Origin of the sequence: Richelia sinica FACHB-800 (assembly GCF_014698825.1) — a bacterium.
Classification (GTDB): Bacteria; Cyanobacteriota; Cyanobacteriia; order Cyanobacteriales; family Nostocaceae; genus FACHB-800.
In genome coordinates this window covers 17796-39582 of record NZ_JACJTT010000005.1, presented here as the reverse complement: position 1 = coordinate 39582, position 21787 = coordinate 17796, and the positions used below count along the sequence as shown (strand labels likewise).

The 21787-nt window shown below is 41.0% G+C and carries 20 protein-coding genes; 8 read left to right on the top strand and 12 right to left on the bottom strand.

Going from position 1 to position 21787, the window contains the following annotated elements:
• Positions 1 to 52: 52 nt before the first annotated feature.
• From H6G73_RS06035 to H6G73_RS06010, 6 genes are all read right to left on the bottom strand, one after another.
• Positions 53 to 1816: a methyltransferase domain-containing protein gene (locus tag H6G73_RS06035; protein WP_190602260.1), complete on the bottom strand. Its 1764-nt coding sequence runs from the start codon at positions 1814 to 1816 to the stop codon at positions 53 to 55.
• A gap of 105 nt (positions 1817 to 1921) precedes the next feature.
• Positions 1922 to 2683, bottom strand: coding sequence for an acyl-CoA dehydrogenase family protein (locus tag H6G73_RS06030; protein WP_190602259.1), 762 nt, complete (start codon positions 2681 to 2683; stop codon positions 1922 to 1924).
• A gap of 112 nt (positions 2684 to 2795) precedes the next feature.
• A complete protein-coding gene (locus H6G73_RS06025; RefSeq protein WP_190602257.1) occupies positions 2796 to 3488 on the bottom strand; it encodes a hypothetical protein in 693 nt (230 codons plus the stop codon).
• A gap of 671 nt (positions 3489 to 4159) precedes the next feature.
• On the bottom strand, positions 4160 to 5365 hold the full coding sequence (locus H6G73_RS06020) for an aspartate aminotransferase (protein ID WP_190602255.1): 1206 nt from the start codon (positions 5363 to 5365) through the stop codon (positions 4160 to 4162).
• Complete coding sequence (locus H6G73_RS06015; protein ID WP_190602253.1) at positions 5362 to 6552, bottom strand: iron-containing alcohol dehydrogenase family protein; 1191 nt, start codon at positions 6550 to 6552, stop codon at positions 5362 to 5364. Before H6G73_RS06015 ends, H6G73_RS06020 begins: the two co-directional genes overlap by 4 nt.
• A gap of 532 nt (positions 6553 to 7084) precedes the next feature.
• Positions 7085 to 7612: a Ycf51 family protein gene (locus H6G73_RS06010; RefSeq protein WP_190602251.1), complete on the bottom strand. Its 528-nt coding sequence runs from the start codon at positions 7610 to 7612 to the stop codon at positions 7085 to 7087.
• Positions 7613 to 7880: 268 nt separating this feature from the next.
• On the opposite strand from H6G73_RS06010, the gene H6G73_RS06005 reads away from it, so the two are divergent.
• From H6G73_RS06005 to H6G73_RS24735, 5 genes are all read left to right on the top strand, one after another.
• A complete protein-coding gene (locus H6G73_RS06005) occupies positions 7881 to 8477 on the top strand; it encodes a type IV toxin-antitoxin system AbiEi family antitoxin domain-containing protein (protein ID WP_190602249.1) in 597 nt (198 codons plus the stop codon).
• Entirely contained in the window at positions 8474 to 9409 is a 936-nt protein-coding gene (locus tag H6G73_RS06000) for a nucleotidyl transferase AbiEii/AbiGii toxin family protein (RefSeq protein WP_190602247.1), read from the top strand. The genes H6G73_RS06005 and H6G73_RS06000 overlap by 4 nt, the downstream gene beginning before the upstream one ends.
• 127 nt (positions 9410 to 9536) lie before the next feature.
• Positions 9537 to 10883: a 16S rRNA (cytosine(967)-C(5))-methyltransferase gene (locus H6G73_RS05995; protein WP_190602245.1), complete on the top strand. Its 1347-nt coding sequence runs from the start codon at positions 9537 to 9539 to the stop codon at positions 10881 to 10883.
• Positions 10884 to 10940: 57 nt separating this feature from the next.
• Complete coding sequence (locus H6G73_RS05990; RefSeq protein WP_190602243.1) at positions 10941 to 11363, top strand: tellurite resistance TerB family protein; 423 nt, start codon at positions 10941 to 10943, stop codon at positions 11361 to 11363.
• A gap of 155 nt (positions 11364 to 11518) precedes the next feature.
• Positions 11519 to 11641: a hypothetical protein gene (locus H6G73_RS24735; protein ID WP_256443767.1), complete on the top strand. Its 123-nt coding sequence runs from the start codon at positions 11519 to 11521 to the stop codon at positions 11639 to 11641.
• Between the two features lie 25 nt (positions 11642 to 11666).
• On the opposite strand, the gene psb35 is transcribed toward H6G73_RS24735, so the two are convergent.
• Both psb35 and H6G73_RS05980 read right to left on the bottom strand, forming a co-directional pair.
• Positions 11667 to 11888, bottom strand: a complete 222-nt coding sequence (gene psb35, locus H6G73_RS05985; protein WP_190602558.1) for a photosystem II assembly protein Psb35 — start codon at positions 11886 to 11888, stop codon at positions 11667 to 11669.
• Between the two features lie 154 nt (positions 11889 to 12042).
• The gene (locus tag H6G73_RS05980; protein ID WP_190602556.1) at positions 12043 to 14355 is read right to left on the bottom strand and encodes a transglycosylase domain-containing protein; all 2313 of its coding nucleotides are present in this window, start codon (positions 14353 to 14355) and stop codon (positions 12043 to 12045) included.
• Positions 14356 to 14652: 297 nt separating this feature from the next.
• Between H6G73_RS05980 and folK the strand changes: the two genes are divergently transcribed.
• On the top strand, positions 14653 to 15180 hold the full coding sequence (gene folK / locus H6G73_RS05975; RefSeq protein ID WP_190602240.1) for a 2-amino-4-hydroxy-6-hydroxymethyldihydropteridine diphosphokinase: 528 nt from the start codon (positions 14653 to 14655) through the stop codon (positions 15178 to 15180).
• Positions 15181 to 15269: 89 nt separating this feature from the next.
• On the top strand, positions 15270 to 15818 hold the full coding sequence (locus H6G73_RS05970) for an NUDIX hydrolase (RefSeq protein WP_190602238.1): 549 nt from the start codon (positions 15270 to 15272) through the stop codon (positions 15816 to 15818).
• A gap of 814 nt (positions 15819 to 16632) precedes the next feature.
• Here the strand turns inward: H6G73_RS05970 and H6G73_RS05965 are convergent.
• The gene (locus H6G73_RS05965) at positions 16633 to 18735 is read right to left on the bottom strand and encodes a pentapeptide repeat-containing protein (protein ID WP_190602236.1); all 2103 of its coding nucleotides are present in this window, start codon (positions 18733 to 18735) and stop codon (positions 16633 to 16635) included.
• Between the two features lie 55 nt (positions 18736 to 18790).
• Positions 18791 to 19126 (bottom strand): hypothetical protein, encoded by a 336-nt coding sequence (locus H6G73_RS05960; protein ID WP_190602234.1) that lies wholly within the window; start codon positions 19124 to 19126, stop codon positions 18791 to 18793.
• 478 nt (positions 19127 to 19604) lie between these two features.
• Here H6G73_RS05960 and H6G73_RS05955 point away from each other — a divergent pair, with 478 nt between their 5' ends.
• Positions 19605 to 20036 (top strand): hypothetical protein, encoded by a 432-nt coding sequence (locus H6G73_RS05955; RefSeq protein ID WP_190602232.1) that lies wholly within the window; start codon positions 19605 to 19607, stop codon positions 20034 to 20036.
• A gap of 169 nt (positions 20037 to 20205) precedes the next feature.
• Here the strand turns inward: H6G73_RS05955 and H6G73_RS05950 are convergent, their stop codons facing one another.
• Entirely contained in the window at positions 20206 to 20565 is a 360-nt protein-coding gene (locus H6G73_RS05950) for a hypothetical protein (protein WP_190602554.1), read from the bottom strand.
• A 64-nt stretch (positions 20566 to 20629) separates the two neighbouring features.
• Complete coding sequence (locus tag H6G73_RS05945) at positions 20630 to 21781, bottom strand: glycosyltransferase family 4 protein (protein ID WP_244997446.1); 1152 nt, start codon at positions 21779 to 21781, stop codon at positions 20630 to 20632.
• Between the last annotated feature and the right edge of the window lie 6 nt (positions 21782 to 21787).

Genomic DNA, 21787 nt, shown 5'->3' with positions numbered 1-21787 from the left:
CGTCTCTACTGGATTGGAGAGGTGTGTGAAAAAATCAAAATCCCAAACTAGACTAACTAAATAATTCCGGTACTCGCATTTGCAACTCTTGATTTAACCTTGGTAAATCTGCGCGCATTTGCACATACCAATCCCGACGCTGACGATAATTTTGAGATAATAAGCGATGATTTTTGACCCATTCATAGGCATTTGTGGCTAACTTTTGTCTCCATGCTATATCTTCAATTAATTGTCTGAGCTTTTCTGCAAAATCTTCTGGTGAACTATAAATTACACCAGTCTCTCCTTCCATAATAGACTTTTCATAGACAGTTGGGCTGGCCAACACCGTCACACCATGACCAGCACATTCAATCAACTTGAGGTCTGATTTCATGCTATTAAAACGAGTAGGATTCAATGGTAATAAACCAATATCACACTCTCTCATTAATTCTTGATAACGCTCATAGGAACACAAGGGTTCTAACTGTTTTTGGTTAGTAGCTAAGGCAGCAAAAAACTTCTGGTCATAAATTACTTGGGCTGAAACTTTATCTGGATAATCTGCTAGAATCCGGTTGAGAGCAGGCATAATTGGCTCCCAATCTTCTTCTCGATTTAATGCTCCAAAAAACAACTTAACCTTGCCATCACTGCTGTATTGTCTTGGTGGGGGTAAATATGCAAGTTGATTGCTAAAAACAGCAACATTAGGGTTAATTTGACGCAAAAACTCTGCTAATGGCTCAGTGGAAGTTTGAATACAATGACAAGCACGATAAGTAAGAAACTGATTATCTATATGAGCAGGCCAACGCATCGGATCATCATCAATTTCTGCGACAATTAAATAGTCTCTTCGCAGCAGTTCTTGAATTTTCGGCAGATCCTCTGGAAATTGTAAACAGCTTCTTTGCCAAATAAATACTTTTTCTTCTCCTGGTTGGGGAACACTTAAATCAGCAGTTTTCACCGTTGCCAAGGTGCGAACACCAGGGATAGTTGAGCTAAAACGGTCTGGTTCTAATACTCGCACCCTATCACAAGCTAAGGGAGCCATCATCATAGTTTGAATGAAGAGACGGTGAAGAGGCTGTTGTGATTTTAACGCTCTAACAACATACTGAATAGCCCCAGTTTGGATAGCAAATTGCGTGGGATCTATACCCAAATTTTTAATTACAGGTGCCAGAATTTGCTGGAATGCTTGATAATTTTCTTCTTTTCTTCCCCTTGTCTGAATTTCGTAAATTTGTAATCCAGCTTCAGCAAACCATTTTTTAATACTATCTAAGGTAAAAAAGCGGAGATGGGTACGGTCTAGTAGTCCTTCGTCTTCATATTCCCAGACACCACGCAATAATTTAATAATTAAACTCCAATGTTGGATATTGGGAATACAGGCTAAGACTTGTCCTTCTGGTTTGAGCCAAAGGAGGTGACGTTTCAGGACTGTCCAAGGGTCTTGCATATGTTCTAACACGTCTCCATACACAAGACAATCAACACTCTCCAGGTCAATTCCTGTGGCCAAGTTTGGGTCATCTGCATTGCCAACAATAACTCTGTCTAGTCTGGTGGTGGCAATTTCCGCTGCGGTAGGATTGATTTCTAGTCCAATGTATTGACAGTGGGGATTAATTCTTTTGTACTGCGCTCCTAATGCTCCAGCACCACAACCTACTTCGACAATAACTTTTGCATCGGCTGGTATTAATTTTAATAAATCGGGGTTGATGCGATCGTAATAATCTAAAGAATTTTGCTGAATATCTTTGTTGTCAACTGTTGTTATCGACTGGGAAAGAGGTAGTTGTTCCTGATTAACCATTTATTTATACCTTGTTTATACTTAGTATTCAGGTTATCGCTCCAACTTAGCTCAATTTTTGATTGACAATCAAGATTTATAAAAATATGCGGTTAGCTGAGGAGTTCAAGATGAGTGAGAATCTGTCAGTAGAGATTTTCCTAAAGACTGACAGACGACATCATTTTGTGGTGTATGGATACGACTGCATAGAACATCTCGGTCATGACTACCTGTGGCTCTCATCCCCAGATGATCCCATGTTTCGACAATTTGCACACCAGGTAAGTTACGAGGAACGAGAAAACTACCTACTTGGGGTTCATGTTCATTAGTCTTTGCCCAAACAATAAAATAGCTGAGAAGGGGACTGCCAGTGGTATATAGCTTGTGTCCAGTTAACTCCCAACCGGTTGATGTTTTTTTGGCAGTGGTTGCAGGTATTCCCCCTCTAGTTGGTGTTCCTAATTCTGGTTCAACACGAGCAGCATTAATCAGGGCAATACCCTCAACAGATTCACGACACAGACGTTGGTAAATTTCTGGTGGCCAGCGACGGTGACGGGATGCTTGAGCATGTTGGACATAGTGCATTGTCAGCACTAATGCAGTTGAAGCATCACCTTGAGCTATTTTCTCAATGATCCGACAAATGTGAGCTAGTCCTAAACCCTGTCCACCCAATTCTTGAGGAATAGTCAAACTGAGTAGTCCTGCTTCATGCAAAATCTTAAAATTCTCGAAGGGAAAGGAAGCTTCTATATCATGTATGGCCGCACGGGTAGCAAAATCTTTGGCAATTATTTCCACTCGTTCAAATAGATCGGGAATATTCTTCCAGTTGGTGGGTAAAACAATTGCTGGAATTGCTTGCTCCAATGACGACATAAACACTACCTAAGTATTTGTCAATTTTTAGCTTGATTTTTTTAGATATGATCAATTATACCTAAAATTCCAGCTTATCATTGGCGAGAATAGGAAGCAGATAAAATGATTTCTAATTTGTTTTGGTATAAATCAACAAATTTTTATATACATCTATCTTTTGAATTTTTCCTTGCTCAACAAATGAATGAACAATATTTTTAGCTTTACCCCAACCTACAGATTCTTGATAAAACAGAATTTTACCACCAGGGTTTAACTTAGAAAGAAATAAATCTAACAGTGAGGCATCATCGTGATGCACAAATTTAGCTTCTTCTGGCATGTAAAATTCACATAAATGAAATAGGGAAACTATATCTAACATTGGTAAAGACTTTGCTGTTAGATTGTAGATATCAGCACAAATAACTTTATAATATTTACTGAAACTTCGGTCTTCTAAACAAAGGCGAACATATTCTTCATGCTCAGGTGTTGAAGCTGTAATGCCAATAATTTCATTGGGATACTCTAATTTTTGATTTTCTAAACCAAGAATATGATGAGCACCTGTACCAAAATGAAATATAGTTTGATTTTGGATGTGTAATTTGTGCAAATATTCTAGAAACTCTAAATCGCAAGGACACTCATGAGGTTTTAAATCCCAAGATGATTTAGTCCGGTAATACACAGCACCGACCCGATGGGGAAGGACTGGACGAGAAAAGCTCAAAGAGTAGTAAATTTGGGAAAATTGACGATTACTGAATAGAGTTTCACGCAGTTTAATTTTCAAGTTATCTACAAGTAAGTAAGCCATAGTTTAAACCTCATTGTTTGCTAAATAACCACATGTTTTTCGACTCAAACTCTAAATGTAGAGAAGGAGCAAGAGTTGGTAAGTTTATAGAAATCTCCAGACATGAAATATAGTGCCTCTAGAATCATTGAAGAGACGTTTCATGGACAATGCTTACATTATCTATTGGAGATATCTAATGTAAATTTCAGTTGCTTTATACAGATTGATGGTTGTACTCACCATAGATACAAAGAAATTTTGCTGGTAGATAATAATGTAAGTTAAATATTTACCAACATACCTATCGATGAGAGATGTATTTATCAAAAATGTTGACCCTGTTCTGGTAAAAAAGCGAAGATGATGCCACCTGCAATATAAAATTTGCCAATCACGAATGATTGCAATGCCATCGATAAATCATTTGCAGTGGCTTTCATTACTTAACAGTAATACTGCAAAAATTTGCTAATTTTTTTGACCCACAAATACAGATTACCATTTAATAATCAAGTTAACTTCAAGTTAGTATCAATTTTTGATGAAAATCATTATTAAGGGAATAGGATTTCGCCAAAATTCTGATCAATATAAATTACTCTATGGATTAAATTGATTAAATCAAGGGGAAAATTAACAGGTGATTGGTAAGATTGCCTTCTACTCCCTATCACCTGTCACTTCTATGATCATGCAGTAACTACAGCTTCTGGTTGATAGCGAATTCCTGCTTGTTCAAATCTTCTTAAGGCTTCACCCAAGCGATCGCACTCCGCAATCAAACTAATCCGCACATATCCCTCTCCACCTGCACCAAAGGCGTTACCAGGAGTCACTACTACACCAGTTTGTTGTAAAACTTGCAAAGCAAAGTCTGTAGAATTCAATCCTGGGGGACATTTCACCCACAAATACATTGTGGCTTTAGTTTTGGGAATATTCCAGCCTAATTTACCCAAACCCTCAATCAGGAAGTCGCGACGGCTACGGTAGCGTTGCTGGACTTCATGTAAATAGCTGTCGGGAAGTTGTAAAGCTGTTTCTGCGGCAGTTTGTAACGCGGAGAAAATACCATAATCTAAGTTGGTTTTGAGGGTTCGTAACCCTTGAATAACATGACGATTGCCAACGACAAAACCAACCCGCCAACCTGCCATATTATAGGTTTTAGATAGGGTGTGAAACTCTACACCAATATCCTTTGCACCGGGAATTTCTAATAAACTGGTGGGTTGATAACCATCAAAAGCTAACTCGGCATAACACAAGTCATGCACCAACAGAATTTCATACTTACGGGCAAAGGCGACGATTTCCTCAAAAAATTCGCGGGGTGCGGTGGCAGCTGTGGGGTTACTAGGATAATTGAAATAGAGGATTTTGGCTTTTCTGGCTACTTCATCGGGAATGGCAGCTAAATCAATTAACCAGTTATTTTCTTCTTTGAGAGTTAAGCTGTGAATTACTCCCCCAGCGATGATGGGTCCGCGAAAATGCACAGGGTAAGCTGGTGAAGGAACCAGAACCACATCACCGGGATTGATGTAGGCGATCGCTAAATGCCCTAAACCTTCCTTAGAACCCAGTAAAGGTAAAGCTTCACTATCAGGGTCAAGGACTACACCATAACGGCGATTGTACCATTGGGTAATAGCCTTGCGGAAACTGGCTGTACCTTCAAAGGGCGGATAGCCATGATTAGCAGGATTTTTTAAAGCCGCCATGGCAGCTTCTATTACAGGTTCCGGTGTTGCCCCGTCGGGATTACCCATCCCCAAATCAATCAAATCTAAACCCTGTTCTCTGGCTTTAGCCTTGAGTTCATCTAGTCGCGCAAACACATATGGGGGCAATTTCTGTACACGTTCTGCCGGGGTAATCCAACTTAAACTCATTCTGTCACCTCTTCACTCATTGCCCTGGTGGAAACACGATTATTTACTTCACGATTATCGATAGGTGCAGTGGTAGAAACCATTGCTGCCATTAATTGTTCCAACGCCACTTTGAAGGGTAGACGATGGATATCAGAATTAGGTGCTAAAGTAATTTCCGCAGATGTTTGTAACTCACTCAAAGTGATATTACCTAATCCCAAATCTGCTAAATTTTTTGGTAGTCCAATCTCTGCGTAAAATTTCAACAATTGTTGCCGTGCGGTGGTAGCAAGTTGATTACCAAGAACCATCTCCTCTAGCCGTAGTTGTACCAAAATTCCATAGGCGACTTTTTCACCGTGAATGCTGGTGTGTCCGGCAATATGAGTCAAGCCATTATGAACAGCGTGGGCAGCAACAGTACGACATTGGGCCCCACCGAGTCCCCCAATCACACCAGCTAAAAGTACAGTGGCATCTACTACTTCTTGCCAAACTTCGCTTCCTGGAGATTGTAAAGCTGCTGCGGATTTTTGCAACAGGATATCTCGTAAAATCCGCGCTTGTTGGACAGCAGCAATAATCAGGGTTTGCTGGAGGTGTCCACTGCTGACAGAGGCTTCATACCATTTAGCGATCGCATCCCCAATTCCTGCTACCAAAGTTCGTTGCGGTGCAGTTTGAATTAAATCATAATCGAGAATCAGCAAATCAGGGCAACGAGACAGGGCCACATCATAGAGAAAAGCCCCGGTTTCTGAATAAACGTTTGACAAAGCTGTCCAAGCTGCACAGGTAGCGGCAGAAGTAGGAATAGTCACCACTGGTAATTGCAACTGATGGGCAACTAATTTAGCGGTATCCAGTGCTTTACCACCACCCACACCGATAATGACATCTGCTTTATGTTCCTTGGCTGCCTTGCGTAGAGCTTTGAGACTGACTTCACAGCAATCTGCACCATAGGAAGCCGCAAGACTTTGTAATTGTTGGGCTTGAAACAGCGGTTGTAAACTCTCCTGACTAATGTTGAGAGTGCGATTTCCTGCCACAATTAGCGGTTTAGTACCTAATTGGGCAATTTCTGCCGCTACAGATGCCAAAACACCTGCACCGCGAATCACTTTTGCTGGGGAAACTGCCAGCGTCAAGAACGGACTAGAAGTTTGATTAGACAAAGTTTGAGTAGAAAGTTGATTAGGCATGATGATTCGTCTGTCAAAACCTTGATATTTGCCCTATACGACTATGGCTAAGAATGCTAGCTACCACCCTGATTAGACAACTTGATAAAACATATAGATAGTAAAATTGGACTCGATGCTCACCATGAGTCTGTATTTTCCAAGTATCAAAGTTTTGAATTACCGTATAACTAAATAACATTACCACTATCAAATACTCTGGAAAAGCAGTTGCTAATTACCGACGAGGGAGTGGGATTTGGGGAATAGCCCATGATGCCCAATACCTCCCAGCGCATAAAACTCTTTCCATGAGTAAAAATTCTAAAGTGTTAATATCTTAATCTAAAAATAATCTTTATTGTATTGTGCTTGACAAAAAAATCCTATCATCCTCTATTTACAGGATGTTTCTCTAGAAGAAGACATAGATACATGTTACCTATCACTCCTTCGGAGTAATGCCTCCAGCAAGCTACGCGAACGCCAGTCGGTCATGGGGTAAACCCCCATGACCGGGCTGGTTCACCTGTTCCCCGTCACCCGCACGTAATTATGAAGCGGTTGGTTGTGTTGGTAATTTAGCAAACTGATCTGTATATACTTCCACAGCCATTGTGCTGTCGTCACGGCTGGTGAGCGATCGCTTGACTTCTCCCAAATATAATGGGACAGATAAGCCTGGTTCGGGATGTAATATAGTGCGGGCGCGAACAGTCAAGAAGTTGTTGCCTTTACTACCTAAACGACCAGGGGAATAGAGATTACTCGCAGCTTGGCGTAAAGTGGCTTCTAATTCAGTTGGGGTAATTGTTTTTGAGGTAGTAATTACTGCTTCAGTAGCACCATTATCATACACAAGGGTGTATTTAACTGCACCAGGAATCACCGTCCGACTCAAAGGTACAAGGGAAAGTGCAAATAGACCACCTGTGAGGACGATCATAAAGCCAGTTGTACCCACTAGGCGAAAGCGGATACCCCATTTGAAGACAAAAGCTAAGATTGCCAGGAATGCAAATACTAAGGTAGCAATGCCTGACCATTGGGTATATTGCAGAAAATCAGCCGTTGTGAGCATATTATTGGCTACTGCGGTGTTTGATATTATCGCTGAACACACCTATTTTACAGAATGCACCCTCATATCATTGCGGTCAAAGACTGATGCAGAGAATAGGGCAAGTCACTCACAAGCAACCTGAACAAATCTCAAAGCTATGCCATAACTACTTTTCAGCCAAAATAATGTGATAAAATGTAGGCATTTATGAACAAGTACCAACGTTTTGTCACAAAAATCAATTTCGTAGTATTGTTGTCAAGTAGTTAAACAGAGCAGTATAACTATGTCGAAAAAACGGCAGATAGTAAATTATGCTTGCAAGCTAGGAGTAGTTAAAGCAAAAGATATACAAGCAAAAGGCATTCACAGACAACACCTGAAACGGCTAGAAGATCAGGGAATACTTATCCGTTCGGCCCGTGGTGTTTACACTTTTGCCAATGCGAATATTACAAAAAATCATACCCTAGCTGAAGCTGCCACAAGAATTCCTAATGGAGTGGTTTGTCTTCTATCTGCGTTGAGTTTCTATGAACTAACCACACAAACACCCTTTGAAGTATGGCTTGCTATCCCTCAAAAGTCCCGTTCTCCTAAAGATGATCTACTACCACTCAGAATTGTTTATATGTCAGGAAAATCACTGGAAGAGGGCATAGAAGAACATCAAGTAGAAGGTATTCCAGTTCGTGTCTATTCCTTGCCAAAAACAGTGGCAGATTGCTTTAAATTTCGCAACAAAATTGGTCTCGATGTTGCTATTGAAGCCCTCCAAGAATGCTGGAAAGAAAAAAGATGCTCAATAGATGATCTATGGCATTATGCTAAAATCTGCCGAGTACATAACGTGATGCGTCCTTATCTTGAGTCATTGGGATGAGTTCAAAAAAGATTACTAATATAGCAGCCTCTATCCAAGGTAAATTACAGAAATTACGTCAGGAAAGAAAAGAAGATTATAACTACTTGTTAATGCGGTATTTTGGTGAAAGGCTGCTTTATAGAATTAGTCGCTCCCAATATCAAAAAAAATTTATTTTAAAAGGAGCCACTCTTTTTAGAGTCTGGAATGGTGAGCCTCATCGAGCAACGAAAGATTTAGACTTACTTTGTTTTGGTAACAATGAAATTGAAGATTTAGACAAGATATTTAAGGAAATTTGCTTAATTCATTGTCCAGAAGATGGAGTTATATTTCTGCCTGAATCTGTTCAAGGAAAAATCATAAAAGAAGACCAAGAATATGAAGGTGTAAGAATTAATTTGCAAGGGAAATTGGGTACAAGCAAACCAATTACTATTCAAGTAGATATTGGATTTGGTGACGCTGTTACACCTGATGCGAAAGAAGTAGAAATCGAACCTATCTTAGACACACCAAAACCGCTTTTACGAATATATCCTCGTGAAACAGTCATAGCTGAAAAGTTTCAAGCAATGGTTTATCTAGGCATCAAAAATAGTCGCATGAAAGATTTTTATGATATTTGGTTTCTTTCCAGAAATTATGAATTTCAAGGTAACTTACTTTGTCAAGCATTCAAAAAAACTTTTGAGAGGCGCAAAACAGCAATACCAATGCAAGAACCTTTAGCCTTAACACAAGAATTTGTTAATAGTTCAGATAAGCAAAAGCAGTGGCAAGCTTTTTTAAGTAAATCGAGAATCGGTCTAACTCCGAATTCATTTAGCGAAGTAATTAATGAAATTCAAAAATTTATCATGCCACCTTGTCTAGCTGTTGCCCAAAACCAAAAATTTGACAAATTATGGATTACATCAGGAAGTTGGCAAGATGCAAATCACAATTAATCTAAACCAGTTGAAATTGTCATCTTTCATATTCAAGTGAGGTGCAAGCAGTAATAATTAAACGCAGATGGACGCAGATAACCGTAGATAATTTTGTACTTCATTAGACTAGGAAATCCTATATTCCATGAATAACCCCCGTCAACTAGCTTTTATTGCCCTGCGAGATGTTCACAAGGGTGCTTATGCTGATGTTGCCCTGGATCGGGTGCTGCAAAAGTTTAAGTTACCTGACCATGACCGTCGTTTAATGACAGAATTGTTGTATGGCAGTGTGAGAAGACAGCGCACTCTTGATGCACTAATTGACCAGTTAGCAACTAAGCCAGCCAATCAACAACCAAAAGACCTCCGCACGATTCTCCATTTAGGCTTTTATCAACTGCGTTATCAAGAAAGAATCCCTGTTTCCGCTAGTGTTAATACAACAGTTGAATTAGCAAAAGAAAATGGTTTTACTGGACTAACAGGTTTTGTGAATGGGTTATTGCGTCAGTATTTGCGCTTGGTAGAAAAATCACCGGAACCTTTAAAATTACCAGAAAATCCGGTAGAAAAATTGGGGATTCTATATAGTTTTCCTGACTGGATTATTCAAGTTTGGTTAGACCAATTAGGGTTAGCAGAAACAGAAAAATTATGTGAATGGATGAATCAAACCCCGACTATTGATTTACGGGTAAATATTCTGCGGAGTTCTGTAGAAAAAGTAGAATTAGCCTTTAAAAATGCTGGTGTTTTGGTTAGACCTATTCCCCATGTTCCCCAAGGTCTAAGGTTAATTGGTAATACTGGGCCGATTCAAAATTTACCTGGGTTTCGTGAGGGTTGGTGGACTATCCAAGATAGTAGTGCTCAATTGGTAGGTCATTTACTTGACCCGCAACCAGGGGAGGTGGTGATTGATGCTTGTGCTGCACCGGGAGGTAAAACTACACATTTGGCAGAGTTAATGGGAGATCAGGGCAAAATCTGGGCGTGCGATCGCACTGCCTCTCGGTTGCGTAAACTTAAAGAAAATACCCAACGTCTGCATTTACAATCCATTGAAATTTGTACAGGTGACAGTCGTCATTTTACCCAGTTTCACCACATTGCTGACAGGGTGTTACTTGATGCCCCATGTTCCGGTTTAGGGACTCTCCACCGTCACGCTGATGCACGTTGGCGACAAACACCAGAATCGGTGAAAGAATTAGCCTTGCTTCAACAGGAATTATTGACCCATACAGCCAGCTTTGTTAAACCTGGTGGAGTTTTGGTTTATGCTACCTGTACTCTCCATCCGGCGGAAAATGAACAGGTAATTGCCAAATTTTTAGCGGCAAATCCCCATTGGCAACAACTGCCTAGTTTGAACTTACCGAAAGTAGAAACTAATACTTCCTCCTTGGGGCTGAAAGTTTGGCCTCATCACCAAGATATGGATGGTTTTTTCATGGTGCGCTTAAGAAAAACCAACGATTCCGAGTGAATACTGCCGATGACTGTACCATTTGATAAAAGCCGGAATCTAATAGAGGAGGCAAAAATGGTTAAAAACTCCAATGTTAAAAATTTAGTTAAAATCTTGATTGGAGCAGCTTGGATTGATGGCAGAATCCAGCCAGAAGAAAGACAGTATTTACGGGAAATAGCTCAAGCGAAGGGATTAGCTACCGACCCAGAAATTAAGCCTTGGTTGTATGAACTAGTTCCAGTACAGCCAAAAGAGTGTTATGAATGGGTGAAGGAATATTTGGGCGATCGCCCTAGTCTAGAAGATTGTGAAAGTTTAATTGAAGCCATCAGTGGCTTGATTTACAGTGACGGTGAAGTAGCCATCGAAGAAGCTAGACTACTAGCCAAGTTAGAAGAGTTAAGCAAGGCTAGGGATGCTAATCAACCTGCTTATACTGCCCTACTAAAACAAATTCAAAAACTTTACCGTCGTTGGGTAGAAGTTCAAAATTAGGAGAATGGATAGCAAATTTATAGATATAGCAAAGAACAAGAAAGTTACCAAATTAACCCATGCTCAAACTTACACCCTAAAACGCTCCTAGCACTTTCACCGGTGACTCCGAAGGAGCAATGCCTCCAACACGCTACGCGAACAGGAGTTTAAAAATGCCAGAATTCGTCAGCAATGGCATTAATTATTCTGTAACTCCTGCAACTTCTGTAACTTCTGTCTTCTTCCTGTATATAGAAACTGGTTTAGATTTTGAATTGTGCCAATCCAAAATCTAAAATCTCCAGTTCATCCATCACCCAATTATGCCTTGGGTTCACCTAAGCCAGGAGTTTCTTCTTTATCTACCTTGGGTACGAAGTTAGGACGTTCTTTGCTTTCCCAACCAGGTGGACGTTTGGAGTTGTACCAAGCAATGGAACCAATGGTAACAGCAGCAATAAAACCAACTACATAAACGAGGGTAAAAGCTAATGGAAAATGGGGGCCAGCTACAGGGGCTGCTACTTCAAGGAATAACTGCATTTCTAATAAACCTCTGGTAGGTAACATTTCTTTACAAACTATAAAACTAGCCTACCACCTACATCCCCCTCTAGTTTGAACTAATTGGGGTTTTTCGAGGAAAAACTCCTATCTCTATACACATAGGGTGATAAAGAATTGTTACTAATTTCGACTAATTATCGGCAGATGTGCTGGGCTTGAGTCTTTCCCGCCAAGAAGGTTTAGGAGCAGAGGAATCACCCCTAGGAGTGGTTTGAGCAGGTGGATTAGCATCTCCTGTAGAGCTACGTCTACGGCGACCAGAGGAACCGGAGCTAGATTCGCTACTGGCTTCTGAGGAGCGATCGCGTCTTCTTCTGCTTGGTCTTTCTTGCTCCTGTTCCGAAGTCTCTTGTTGTCGGTAACGCCGTCTTCTTCTAGGAGTAGATTCCGATGGTTGTTCCTCTACTTGAGTAGAAGACCTTCTGCGTCTGCGTCTGGAAGAATAATCCGTATCTCTAGAATTATCATCGTTAGTTTTTTCATCATCATCCTGAATAGAACCAATTTTAATTCTTTTCGCTTTGATGGGTTGAGCTTTAATTGTGCCCTTGCGATTTTCTAAGTCAGGTCGTTTTGGGAACTTTTCTACAGGCATTCCCTCCACGACCTGTTCCATAAACTCATGCCATGTATAAGCTGCACTACCGCTACTTCCCCAGGTAGGACGGTTATTATCGTTACCTAACCACACCCCTGTGACAACTTGGGGAATATAGCCAATAAACCATAAATCACGGGCTTCATCTGATGTTCCAGTTTTCCCAGCCACTTGGCGGTCGTTTAATTGGGCAGGCCCACCAGTACCATTTTGTACGACATTGCGTAGCATCCAAGTCATAATATTGGCGCTGTCTGCATCCAAAACTTGCTTGGGTTGAAAATCCGCTGACCAAATTACCTGACCTTGACGGTTGAGAATGCGCCTAATTCCATGGGCTTCTATATGTTTACCTTCGGTAGCAAAAGTACCATAGGCACTGGTCAATTCCAGTAAATTTACTTCATTGGAACCTAGTGCTAAGGAATAGGTAGGCTTGAGTTCTGATTTAATTCCCATATCATGGGCTAGTTTGATTGTCGGCTCAAATCCCACATCCATCAATATTTTCACGGCCACAATATTAATGGAGCGAGTGAGAGCATCTCTCATATTCATCCAGCCGTAAAATTTATCACTATAATTTTTCGGCTCGTAACCATCTACCACCAAGGGGGCATCTAAATAACTATCGTAGGGGCTTTTTCCAGCAGCGATCGCTGTGGCATAGACAAAGCCTTTAAATGTAGACCCTGGTTGACGCTGGGCCTGTGTCACCCGATTAAACTGATTATTAGTAAAATCTTTTCCCCCTACCATGGCTAAAATTTCACCGTTGCGGGGGTCAATAGCCACTAAAGCTGCTTCTTTAAAGTTTTCCCAACGCCCTTGATTTCTTAAAGTTTTCGCCACAGCTGCCTCTGCTGCTTTTTGCCAAGTGGGATTGAGGGTAGTTTCTACCACTAATCCTCCCCCAGCGAGAACATCAGCGGAAACATACTTAGGTAGTTCTTGTTGAATATAGATGGTAAAGTAGGGAAAATCTACTTGGAAGCGCCTGGGTGCATTACTTTTAACGGTCAGCGGTTCCTGGAGTGCAGCTTGTTGTTGTGCCTGTGTAATGATCCCATCTTCTGCCATTCTCTGCAAAACCAAATCCCGCCGCATTAATGCTGCTGTAGGATTTTTATCAGGGGCGTAGATATTCGGTGCAGGTGCAAGTCCGGCAATAGTTGCTGTTTCCGATAAAGTGAGTTGATCTACAGGTTTACTAAAATATACCCAGGCTGCATCAGCTACACCATAAGCCCCGGAACCCAAGTACACCAAATTTAAATAACGTTCTAGAATTTGGTCTTTGGTGAGTTCTTCTTCCATTTTTTGGGCTAGCCGCACTTCCTTCAGTTTGCGCCAAACGGTGCGTTCTTGTTTGAGGAAGAGAATACGTGCTAACTGTTGAGTAATGGTACTACCACCTTCGACAACGTTTTGCGATCGCAGATTACTTAAAACTGCCCTGATAATACCTTGGGGATCAACTCCGTTATGTTGCTGAAATCTGCGGTCTTCTGAGGCGATAAATGCTTTTTTTAAAGTATCTGGTATTTGTTCTAACTTAAGTTGTTCCCTGGTGGCTTCTCCTTGTTGTTGGAGAACCGTACCGTCAGCGGCTTTAATCGTTAAAGTTTGTTCTCGGATAATCGCATTCAGAGTCGCCTTATTCGGTAATGACCGGTCTATGGCAGCGATGCCATAATTGTAGGCAATAATGCCACCACCTACACTTAAACCTGCCCAAAACCAAAAGCGACGGTAAAATGGCCGTTCGCCCATGACTATTCTGCCAACCATTCCAGATGAAATAGTCGTCACCTGGGTTAATAACTGCTTCGCCTTCACCAGCATTGTTGGGGGTAGGTTTTCATGGGTGGATTCCTCGTTATTGTGATGATTCCCAAGGGGCAAGCGCAGTTTCTCCTTGTTAGCGTTACCTTAATTTAGTTAATGTGCAACTAAGGTAGCGACCGCTAAGGGCTAGGCAAAAAATTAGCATTAGGGTGCTATCTTCGTGTTAGTATAATATCCCATAAACAATTAACTTAATTCAGTGCGATATTATGTTTTTTGCGAAACCTTTAAGGAATTTGGTTTAGCGATCCCCGATTAAGTTAATATCCATTGATAGTCACAGGAACAAGATCAGTGAATTCTCACCCCAGGCAGGAATTAGAGGGGGGTAAACAGTATAAAAGAAGTGCGATCGCTCTTGGTAGTAATATAGGCGATTCTCCAGCTATCTTAGCAGCAGCCTTAGAAACTCTTGCCCAAACACCTGGTATTACCTTAGAGTCTCAATCAAGTTGGTATAAAACTAAAGCCGTTGGCCCACCCCAGCCAGATTACCTCAATGGTTGCGCTATCTTGCAAGTTACCATGCCACCTCAAGCATTATTGGCAACATTGTTAGAAATAGAACATTATTTTGGGCGTGTACGTCATGGGAGGTGGGAACCACGCACCCTAGATTTGGACTTATTGTTATATGATGACTTAATCTTAGTTCAACCCAGTCTGCAAATCCCCCATCCGCGAATGCGGGAGAGAGCTTTTGTGTTAGTACCACTGGCAGAAATTGCCCCTAACTGGATAGAGCCAGTATCTCATCGGGCAATTCAATCTCTGCTGCAAGAGGTCAACTGTTCCGATGTTCAGGTATGGAATGGCAATTAAATTTACCCTCTTCCCAGACAGAAGAACACTGATGACACAAACAAGCCACGTATATTTTATCTGTATTTCTCGGTCAACAGAATTTTACTATGCCACTAGGTAGAGAATTACCACAGCTACTCAAACAACGTCTATTCCACAAAGGACGCAAGTTTAACTTTGAAGTCAACCGCTTGCGTTTACCTAATAAATCCGAAGGAGAATGGGAGTGTATTCGTCATCCTGGTGGCGCTCTGGCTTTGCCCGTAACTTCAGATGGTAAATTAGTTCTTGTCCGTCAATATCGCTTTGCTGTTCAAGGCAGACTCCTAGAATTCCCAGCCGGAACAGTAGAACTCAATGAAGACCCCTTAGGAACTGTACAACGGGAAATAGAAGAAGAAACTGGCTATCGTGCCCATAAATGGGATAAATTAGGCGAATTTTTCCTTGCTCCTGGTTATTCAGATGAAATTATCTACGCCTTTTTAGCGAGAGATTTAGAGAAATTAGAAACTCCTCCCCAACACGATGAGGATGAAGACATTGAAACCATCTTATTAACACCCCAGGAATTAGAAAAAGCTATTTTAGAAGGGGAACCAGTAGATGCTAAATCTATTGCTAGCTTTTTCCTGGCCCGTTCCTTTTTAAGCTGATATTTTCCAGTCATAGTTATAAGCTGCTAGATTCAGCACTTGACGATGGTGATGGTGCAAAATTTGAATATGCCCAAGCAATGATTTTGTTACCAGTACCTATATTTGGCACATCTCTACATCGTCTTTCCTAGCAGCTATACCTTTGATGTCCAAACAATAAACCTGGAGAATAGCATCACTCAAATCTGTAGACAAATCATAATCCTTACTCAAAGGACGAAATCAACTGAACAATCCGAATTTACGCACTACAATCCAGTATTTCGGTAATTAATTGCTCAAATTTTTGCGGGTTCCGTTGAATCACCTTAACTCGAAGTTATCGCCCGAATAGCCCTAATCAACCCGAACTGAGGTTAATTTAGACAATTGTTCCACAATTTCAAGGATAAAAATCCAGTTATTTTGTCTAAAATTATCAATAATTTTTCAAACTCTTAAACCCCTTGTCTAATAGGAATTTTTAATTTTTATTTATGATGTGTTAACAGGTATTATGTCTACTATTTTTAGTTTTTACTATTGATTTTATTGAAGAATTAATCAAGAATAAAAAAAGCATGTTCCATACATGATTGTAGCCAACAGAAGTGACAGAAGCCCTTAATTTATGTCCGCAATTGCGGACATTTTATTTTATCAAAATGGCGGTCTGTCACTTGCGACAGTTGAAATGTAACAGTGCTACAAGCTTTTGGGTGTCTCAGTTTCAGTTAACTTCCTAACTGTCTTATCTACAGCTTTTGCGTTTTTTTCATCCTGGTAGAGACGTTCCATGGAACATCTCTACAAAGTTTTTCGGAGATATCTATTAAGGACAACGGGGATGAATCCCACCTTGGGTACAAATAAACGCCAATTGTTTAGCATCTAAATTTTTGGCTTCGGTAAAGTCAACACCTTTAACTATGGCTGCTTGTGAACCTACATCATTGGTTTGAACAAATTGATCACCAGGGTCTTGTTTGGGAGGAAAGAGAATTGCATCTTGAAAATCTGCACCATCTACATTTGCTCCTCGCAAGTCTGCACGACTTAAATCAGAATTTCGCAGGTTGACATTTGTTAATTTGGCAGAACGTAAAACTGCCCCTGTGAGACGGGTGGCACTCAAGTTAGCATCGGTGAGATTTGCGCGGTCTAAATAAGCTTCTGACAGGTCAGCACCTTGCCAATCAGTTTTTGTTAAGTCAGCGAAAGATAATTGTGTGCCAATGGCAGAAACACGACCCAGATGGGCAGCATACAAATTAGCTTCATTTAATTTCGCATCACTGATATCTGCACCGGTGAGGCTGGCATTTTCGAGGATAGCGTTACGTAAATCACTACCTACAAATTGGGCACTACTAAGGTTAGCATTTAGTAACCGGGCATTGGACAAATTAGCTTTGTTAAGGTTAGCGCGGCTTAAGTCACTGCGGTTGAGGGATACGCGACTGAGGTTAGCATCAGTGAGGTTAGCTTGTTTGAGTTCGACCTGATTTAAATCAGCGATCGCATCATCAAATGTATCCCATTTTCCGTCTTCTCCGGGGCTACGGAAGCGACTACCTTGTAAATTAGCTTGGTTCAAGTTGGCAGATTTGAAGACAACACCTGATAAATCGGTGTTTTCTAAAACTAAATTAAACAATGAACCTTCACCTGCACCTTTCGGACCTAATTGGCTTTTACTTAAATCAATATCTTTGATTTTGCCGCTATAAACTGCCAAAATTTTGTTTAATGCCTGTTGATTAAAAGCTAATTGCTTTTTTCGTACTTCTTTCTCTGGGCTACTACCTACAGATTCCAATTCCCCAGCTAAAAATTGATTCATGCGTTTTAATTCTGGCAATGCTTGAATACCACTATTGGCTAAAGCTTGTTGCACTTTATCTAACATGACTGGGTCAGTTTCTTGCACTAGCAAATCAACCAGAAACTTGATTGATTGGGTATCATTCAGACCACCTAACGCTAAAACTGCACTTTGGCGTTCTTCCGGTGTAACACCAGAATTGGGACTTAACTGTCTGACTAATTCCAGGAACTTTTGACCGTTAACTTGTTGGGTGCGTCTTTGACTTTCTTGGCTTTGGATATAAATTTGTGTACCAACTAAAGTTGATAACACCGCACTCATGCTGACTAACCCCACCAAAAATAAAGTGACATTGGGGTTGAGATGAATGCCCGCTATCACCGTAGGCTTCTTAGCGGCTTTAGCCGTTGCTGCGGCATCTTTAGAACTGGTAGTAGCAGCCTTGGGTTTTCCAGTCTTAGCATCGACAGTATAAGTCCCGGCAATTTGGTCGTGGAAGGCACGACGTTGGCGTTGGGAAGGCCAACCCATTCCTTCCCCAATCACCATTAACACCGCTAGGGAAGTAAATAGGGCTAAATTGGGATAGGCAAAGCTATAACGCCACAGAAGATAGGCAATAGACATAGGAACTGCCCAACGTCCTAAACCTTCTCGAACTACCACAGTTCCTAAACCAGGGGCGTTACCGTCTTCGTTGACTACACGCACTCCCAACCAACGTTTAGGGAGAGTGCTACCGCTTTTGCTGAGTAAATACAATTGCCACCAGGAAAGGGACAAGGGCGCAAATAAAGCCACTGTCCAGAGGAAATTAGTCGGCCAAGCTACATTACGGATACCATAACTAACAGGTAGAGCCAAGGGGCGGGCGATCGCTCTCTCAGTCAATACCAACACTGGATTTAAAGGCACACGATTGATATCACTACGGGAATTGAGATAGGCCCCTAATCCAAAAGGTATTAAGCCACTGGCCCCCACTAGGGTCATTTCCACTATCCACGCAGCCAACCTTCTGGTTGACAAGGATATGCCATTAGTCTTATCTGCTGCTTTAGATTGACTAGATTGATTATTATTTTTTTTGACAATTGGGGTCGCCATTACATAATTCCCTTTGAGTTTATTTGTACGCCCCTAGCGGCGTGATTAATATATGCTATTGCTTGTTCTGAAAGCTACTAGACACAAAAAATTTGTATCCAACATACACCAACACCGCCAACAGTGCCAGACTGATGGCAGCCGAAACTAGTTTGAATAATAGTTGTAGTATCCAAACTGTTAATAGCACCATTCCACCCACGACAGCTATTTTTTTCATTCCCGCTAAACCCTGAAACCACGCCTGAAATTTTTCTACATAGGAGTTAAAGGCAAACCATGTGGCTTTGGCTTGGGTTTTCACTTCTGGTGGAACTACTTGGGCGGATTTAATTTCTGCCTCTAACTGTTCCAGACGGCGTTGTAATTCTTCTTCAGGTTGAGAGTTCATAATCTTGTGTTTACCTCAGCTAAGACACGTAGACGACAATAGTTTAACCACTTCTTTAACTTGGTGGTTGTGTCTGTGATTTTAGCTAATGTCTTTCTATCTCACACCTCATACCATTTGTAAATTTGGATTTGAGATTGTCAATTGGGAAGATTCTCTGGGGGACAGCTATTGTCAATCTATTTGTCGCCATGATGATTTCCCATGGGTATCAGTACGGAAAAATAGCAATTTATCCACTTCTAGATGAATTGGGAAAACACGTAGTAAGAATGAGGGATCAACAGGGATCAGCCAAAATTTTCTGTGTAGATTGACTCAATTCAGGATAATTTAATCTGCAATTCTCTTGCTGGTGAATTTGCCCATAAAATTTTATACTCTTGCTTCGGAACAAAAACGGAAGATTTTCGTCTATATATTAGAAATATGAATAATCATAAAATTGCTCGTTTAACTGTCGGGAGCATGAATAAATATGAAAAATCTTCAATTATTAGCCTTTGTTCCCGTCGCTTTGGTGCTGAATTTGTTTTACCACCAAGCTACTTATGCTGAGATACCCGTGATTGAAGTGAGTCGTAGCCTGAAAACTGACCCGATGATTGTCAATGGTCAGTCTGGGGGAAATGTCGCTAGTAACTGCGGTAACATCACTGACGCACCCACCCAAGTGATTCAGGTGAAAGAATCTCTACCTTATTTGCGTTTAACGGTAGAAGGACAGGGAAAACCAACTTTGTTAATTGATGGACCTGGTGGACGCTTTTGCGTGTTGGCAGATAATTACACTGGAGGTAAACCAGAGTTAGCTGGGTTCTGGCAACCCGGCAGGTACTTGGTTTATATTGGTGAGTTAATTCCTGGAAAACATAAATATACTTTGTCAATCTCTGTTAACAAAAATTAACAAAATTTTGCTGGGAGGAGAAACAGTATTGACTCTTCAGTTAATCAAGTACAACCTGAACCTGAAAACTCAGACAACAAAAACTTTTCCTCCTGCCTCCTGCCTTAAATACTAAGATGCGTCTCCTGACGCATCAGCACAACCTCAAACCAGGTCAGTCAGAAACAGGTTAATCTTCCAGGACTTGGGCTTGAACTTCTACTGCGGTGACATCTATAGTCCCATCTGGTGTAAACCGCTGTATTTGGCGATTTTGAACGATTAACCGTTCTCCACAGTTGGGACATTGCAATTGGCTGTTATTTAAACCTGTGAGTTCATAGCTACATACAGGACATTGGTCAGTAACTAAATTCGTTTGTAGCCACCAGCGAAAACCGAAAAAGAAGACGACAGGTGCAAGTAATAATAAGCCGAATAAAAATAGCAAAGAATTAACCAGCCAACCTAAACCAAATGATGTTAGCAACCAGATAACTGCTAACAAGGTTAGCCAAGGACGAAGAAGTTGAAAGCTATATTGATTCATCATTTGTTATTTGGCCATTGGTGAGTGAGTGTTGGGTAGGGAACTTTTACCCATAAGCAAGTGATCAAGAGGCAATCAGTAGTTGTTGCAGGCATGTTTGGAAAGCCTCTATACCAAATATAGCGATCGCTTGCTCTCTTAACCATTTGCCGTTACAACGTTGGTCTTCACCTTGGAGGATTTCTAAACAAGCTGCGGCTACAGCTTCAGGGTTGCGGTGGGGGACTTGCCATCCTAGCTTACCATCCTGAAGGGGGTCTGCTGAACCATCATCATCACCAGCCAATACGGGAATTTCACAGGCCATAGCTTCCAAATAAACTATGCCGAAACCTTCTTGAGAAGGCATAATATAGGCATCGGCAAGGCGGTAGTGCAGCATTAATTGGTCTGTAGGTACGAAACCGGCAAAGATGACGCGATCGCTTACGCCTAAATCTTGGGCTAATTGGGCCAATCTGGGCTGGTCATCACCCCGACCGATCACTAAATATTTTACCTCTGGAAACGCTGCCAGGATGCGCGGTAAAGCCCTAATAGTGACATCTACTCCTTTGTAAATATCCCCCGACCATAATCGTGCTACGGTCATTAATACTTTGGCATTTTGCAAGCCATACTTTGCTACTAATTCTGGTTGCTTGGGGCCAGGGGTAAATTTTTGCCCATTAATGGCACAAGGTAGAAGTTGGAACTTATCAGGGTCTATTTTATTCGCAACACTAGCGCGATCGCGACTGTAACGGCTAATTGTCCAAATGTTTTTCGCACCTACTAAAGCACGGCGTTCTATTTCCGGTAATGGTTCCCAAACTTCCTTACCATAGGTTAAAACTGTGTAGGGAATACCCAAGGGTTTACAAAGGGTTTGGATGAGTACAGCCAGTTTGATATGACCACAAAAGACTTGTGCTGGTTGCTGCTGTAATAAATACTGCAATAAGGCAAAAGCTAACTTCAGTCTCCCCACCACTGGAGATTTACTTTTGAAATAATGAAATCTTAAATTTTCCGAGGCAAAATTATTTTCACAACTGGGAACATCTCTTAATAAAAAAACGTCAGCACTGAAGTTTGAATTTAAGCCTTGATATGCACGAAAGATATCTTTGACGTAAGATTGAATACCACCTTCTAAGGCAAAAATTTCTAAAAATACAAAAACATGATTAGTTTTTTGTTGTATGTTTTTTGTTAAAAATAAATTATCTACCACTGCTTT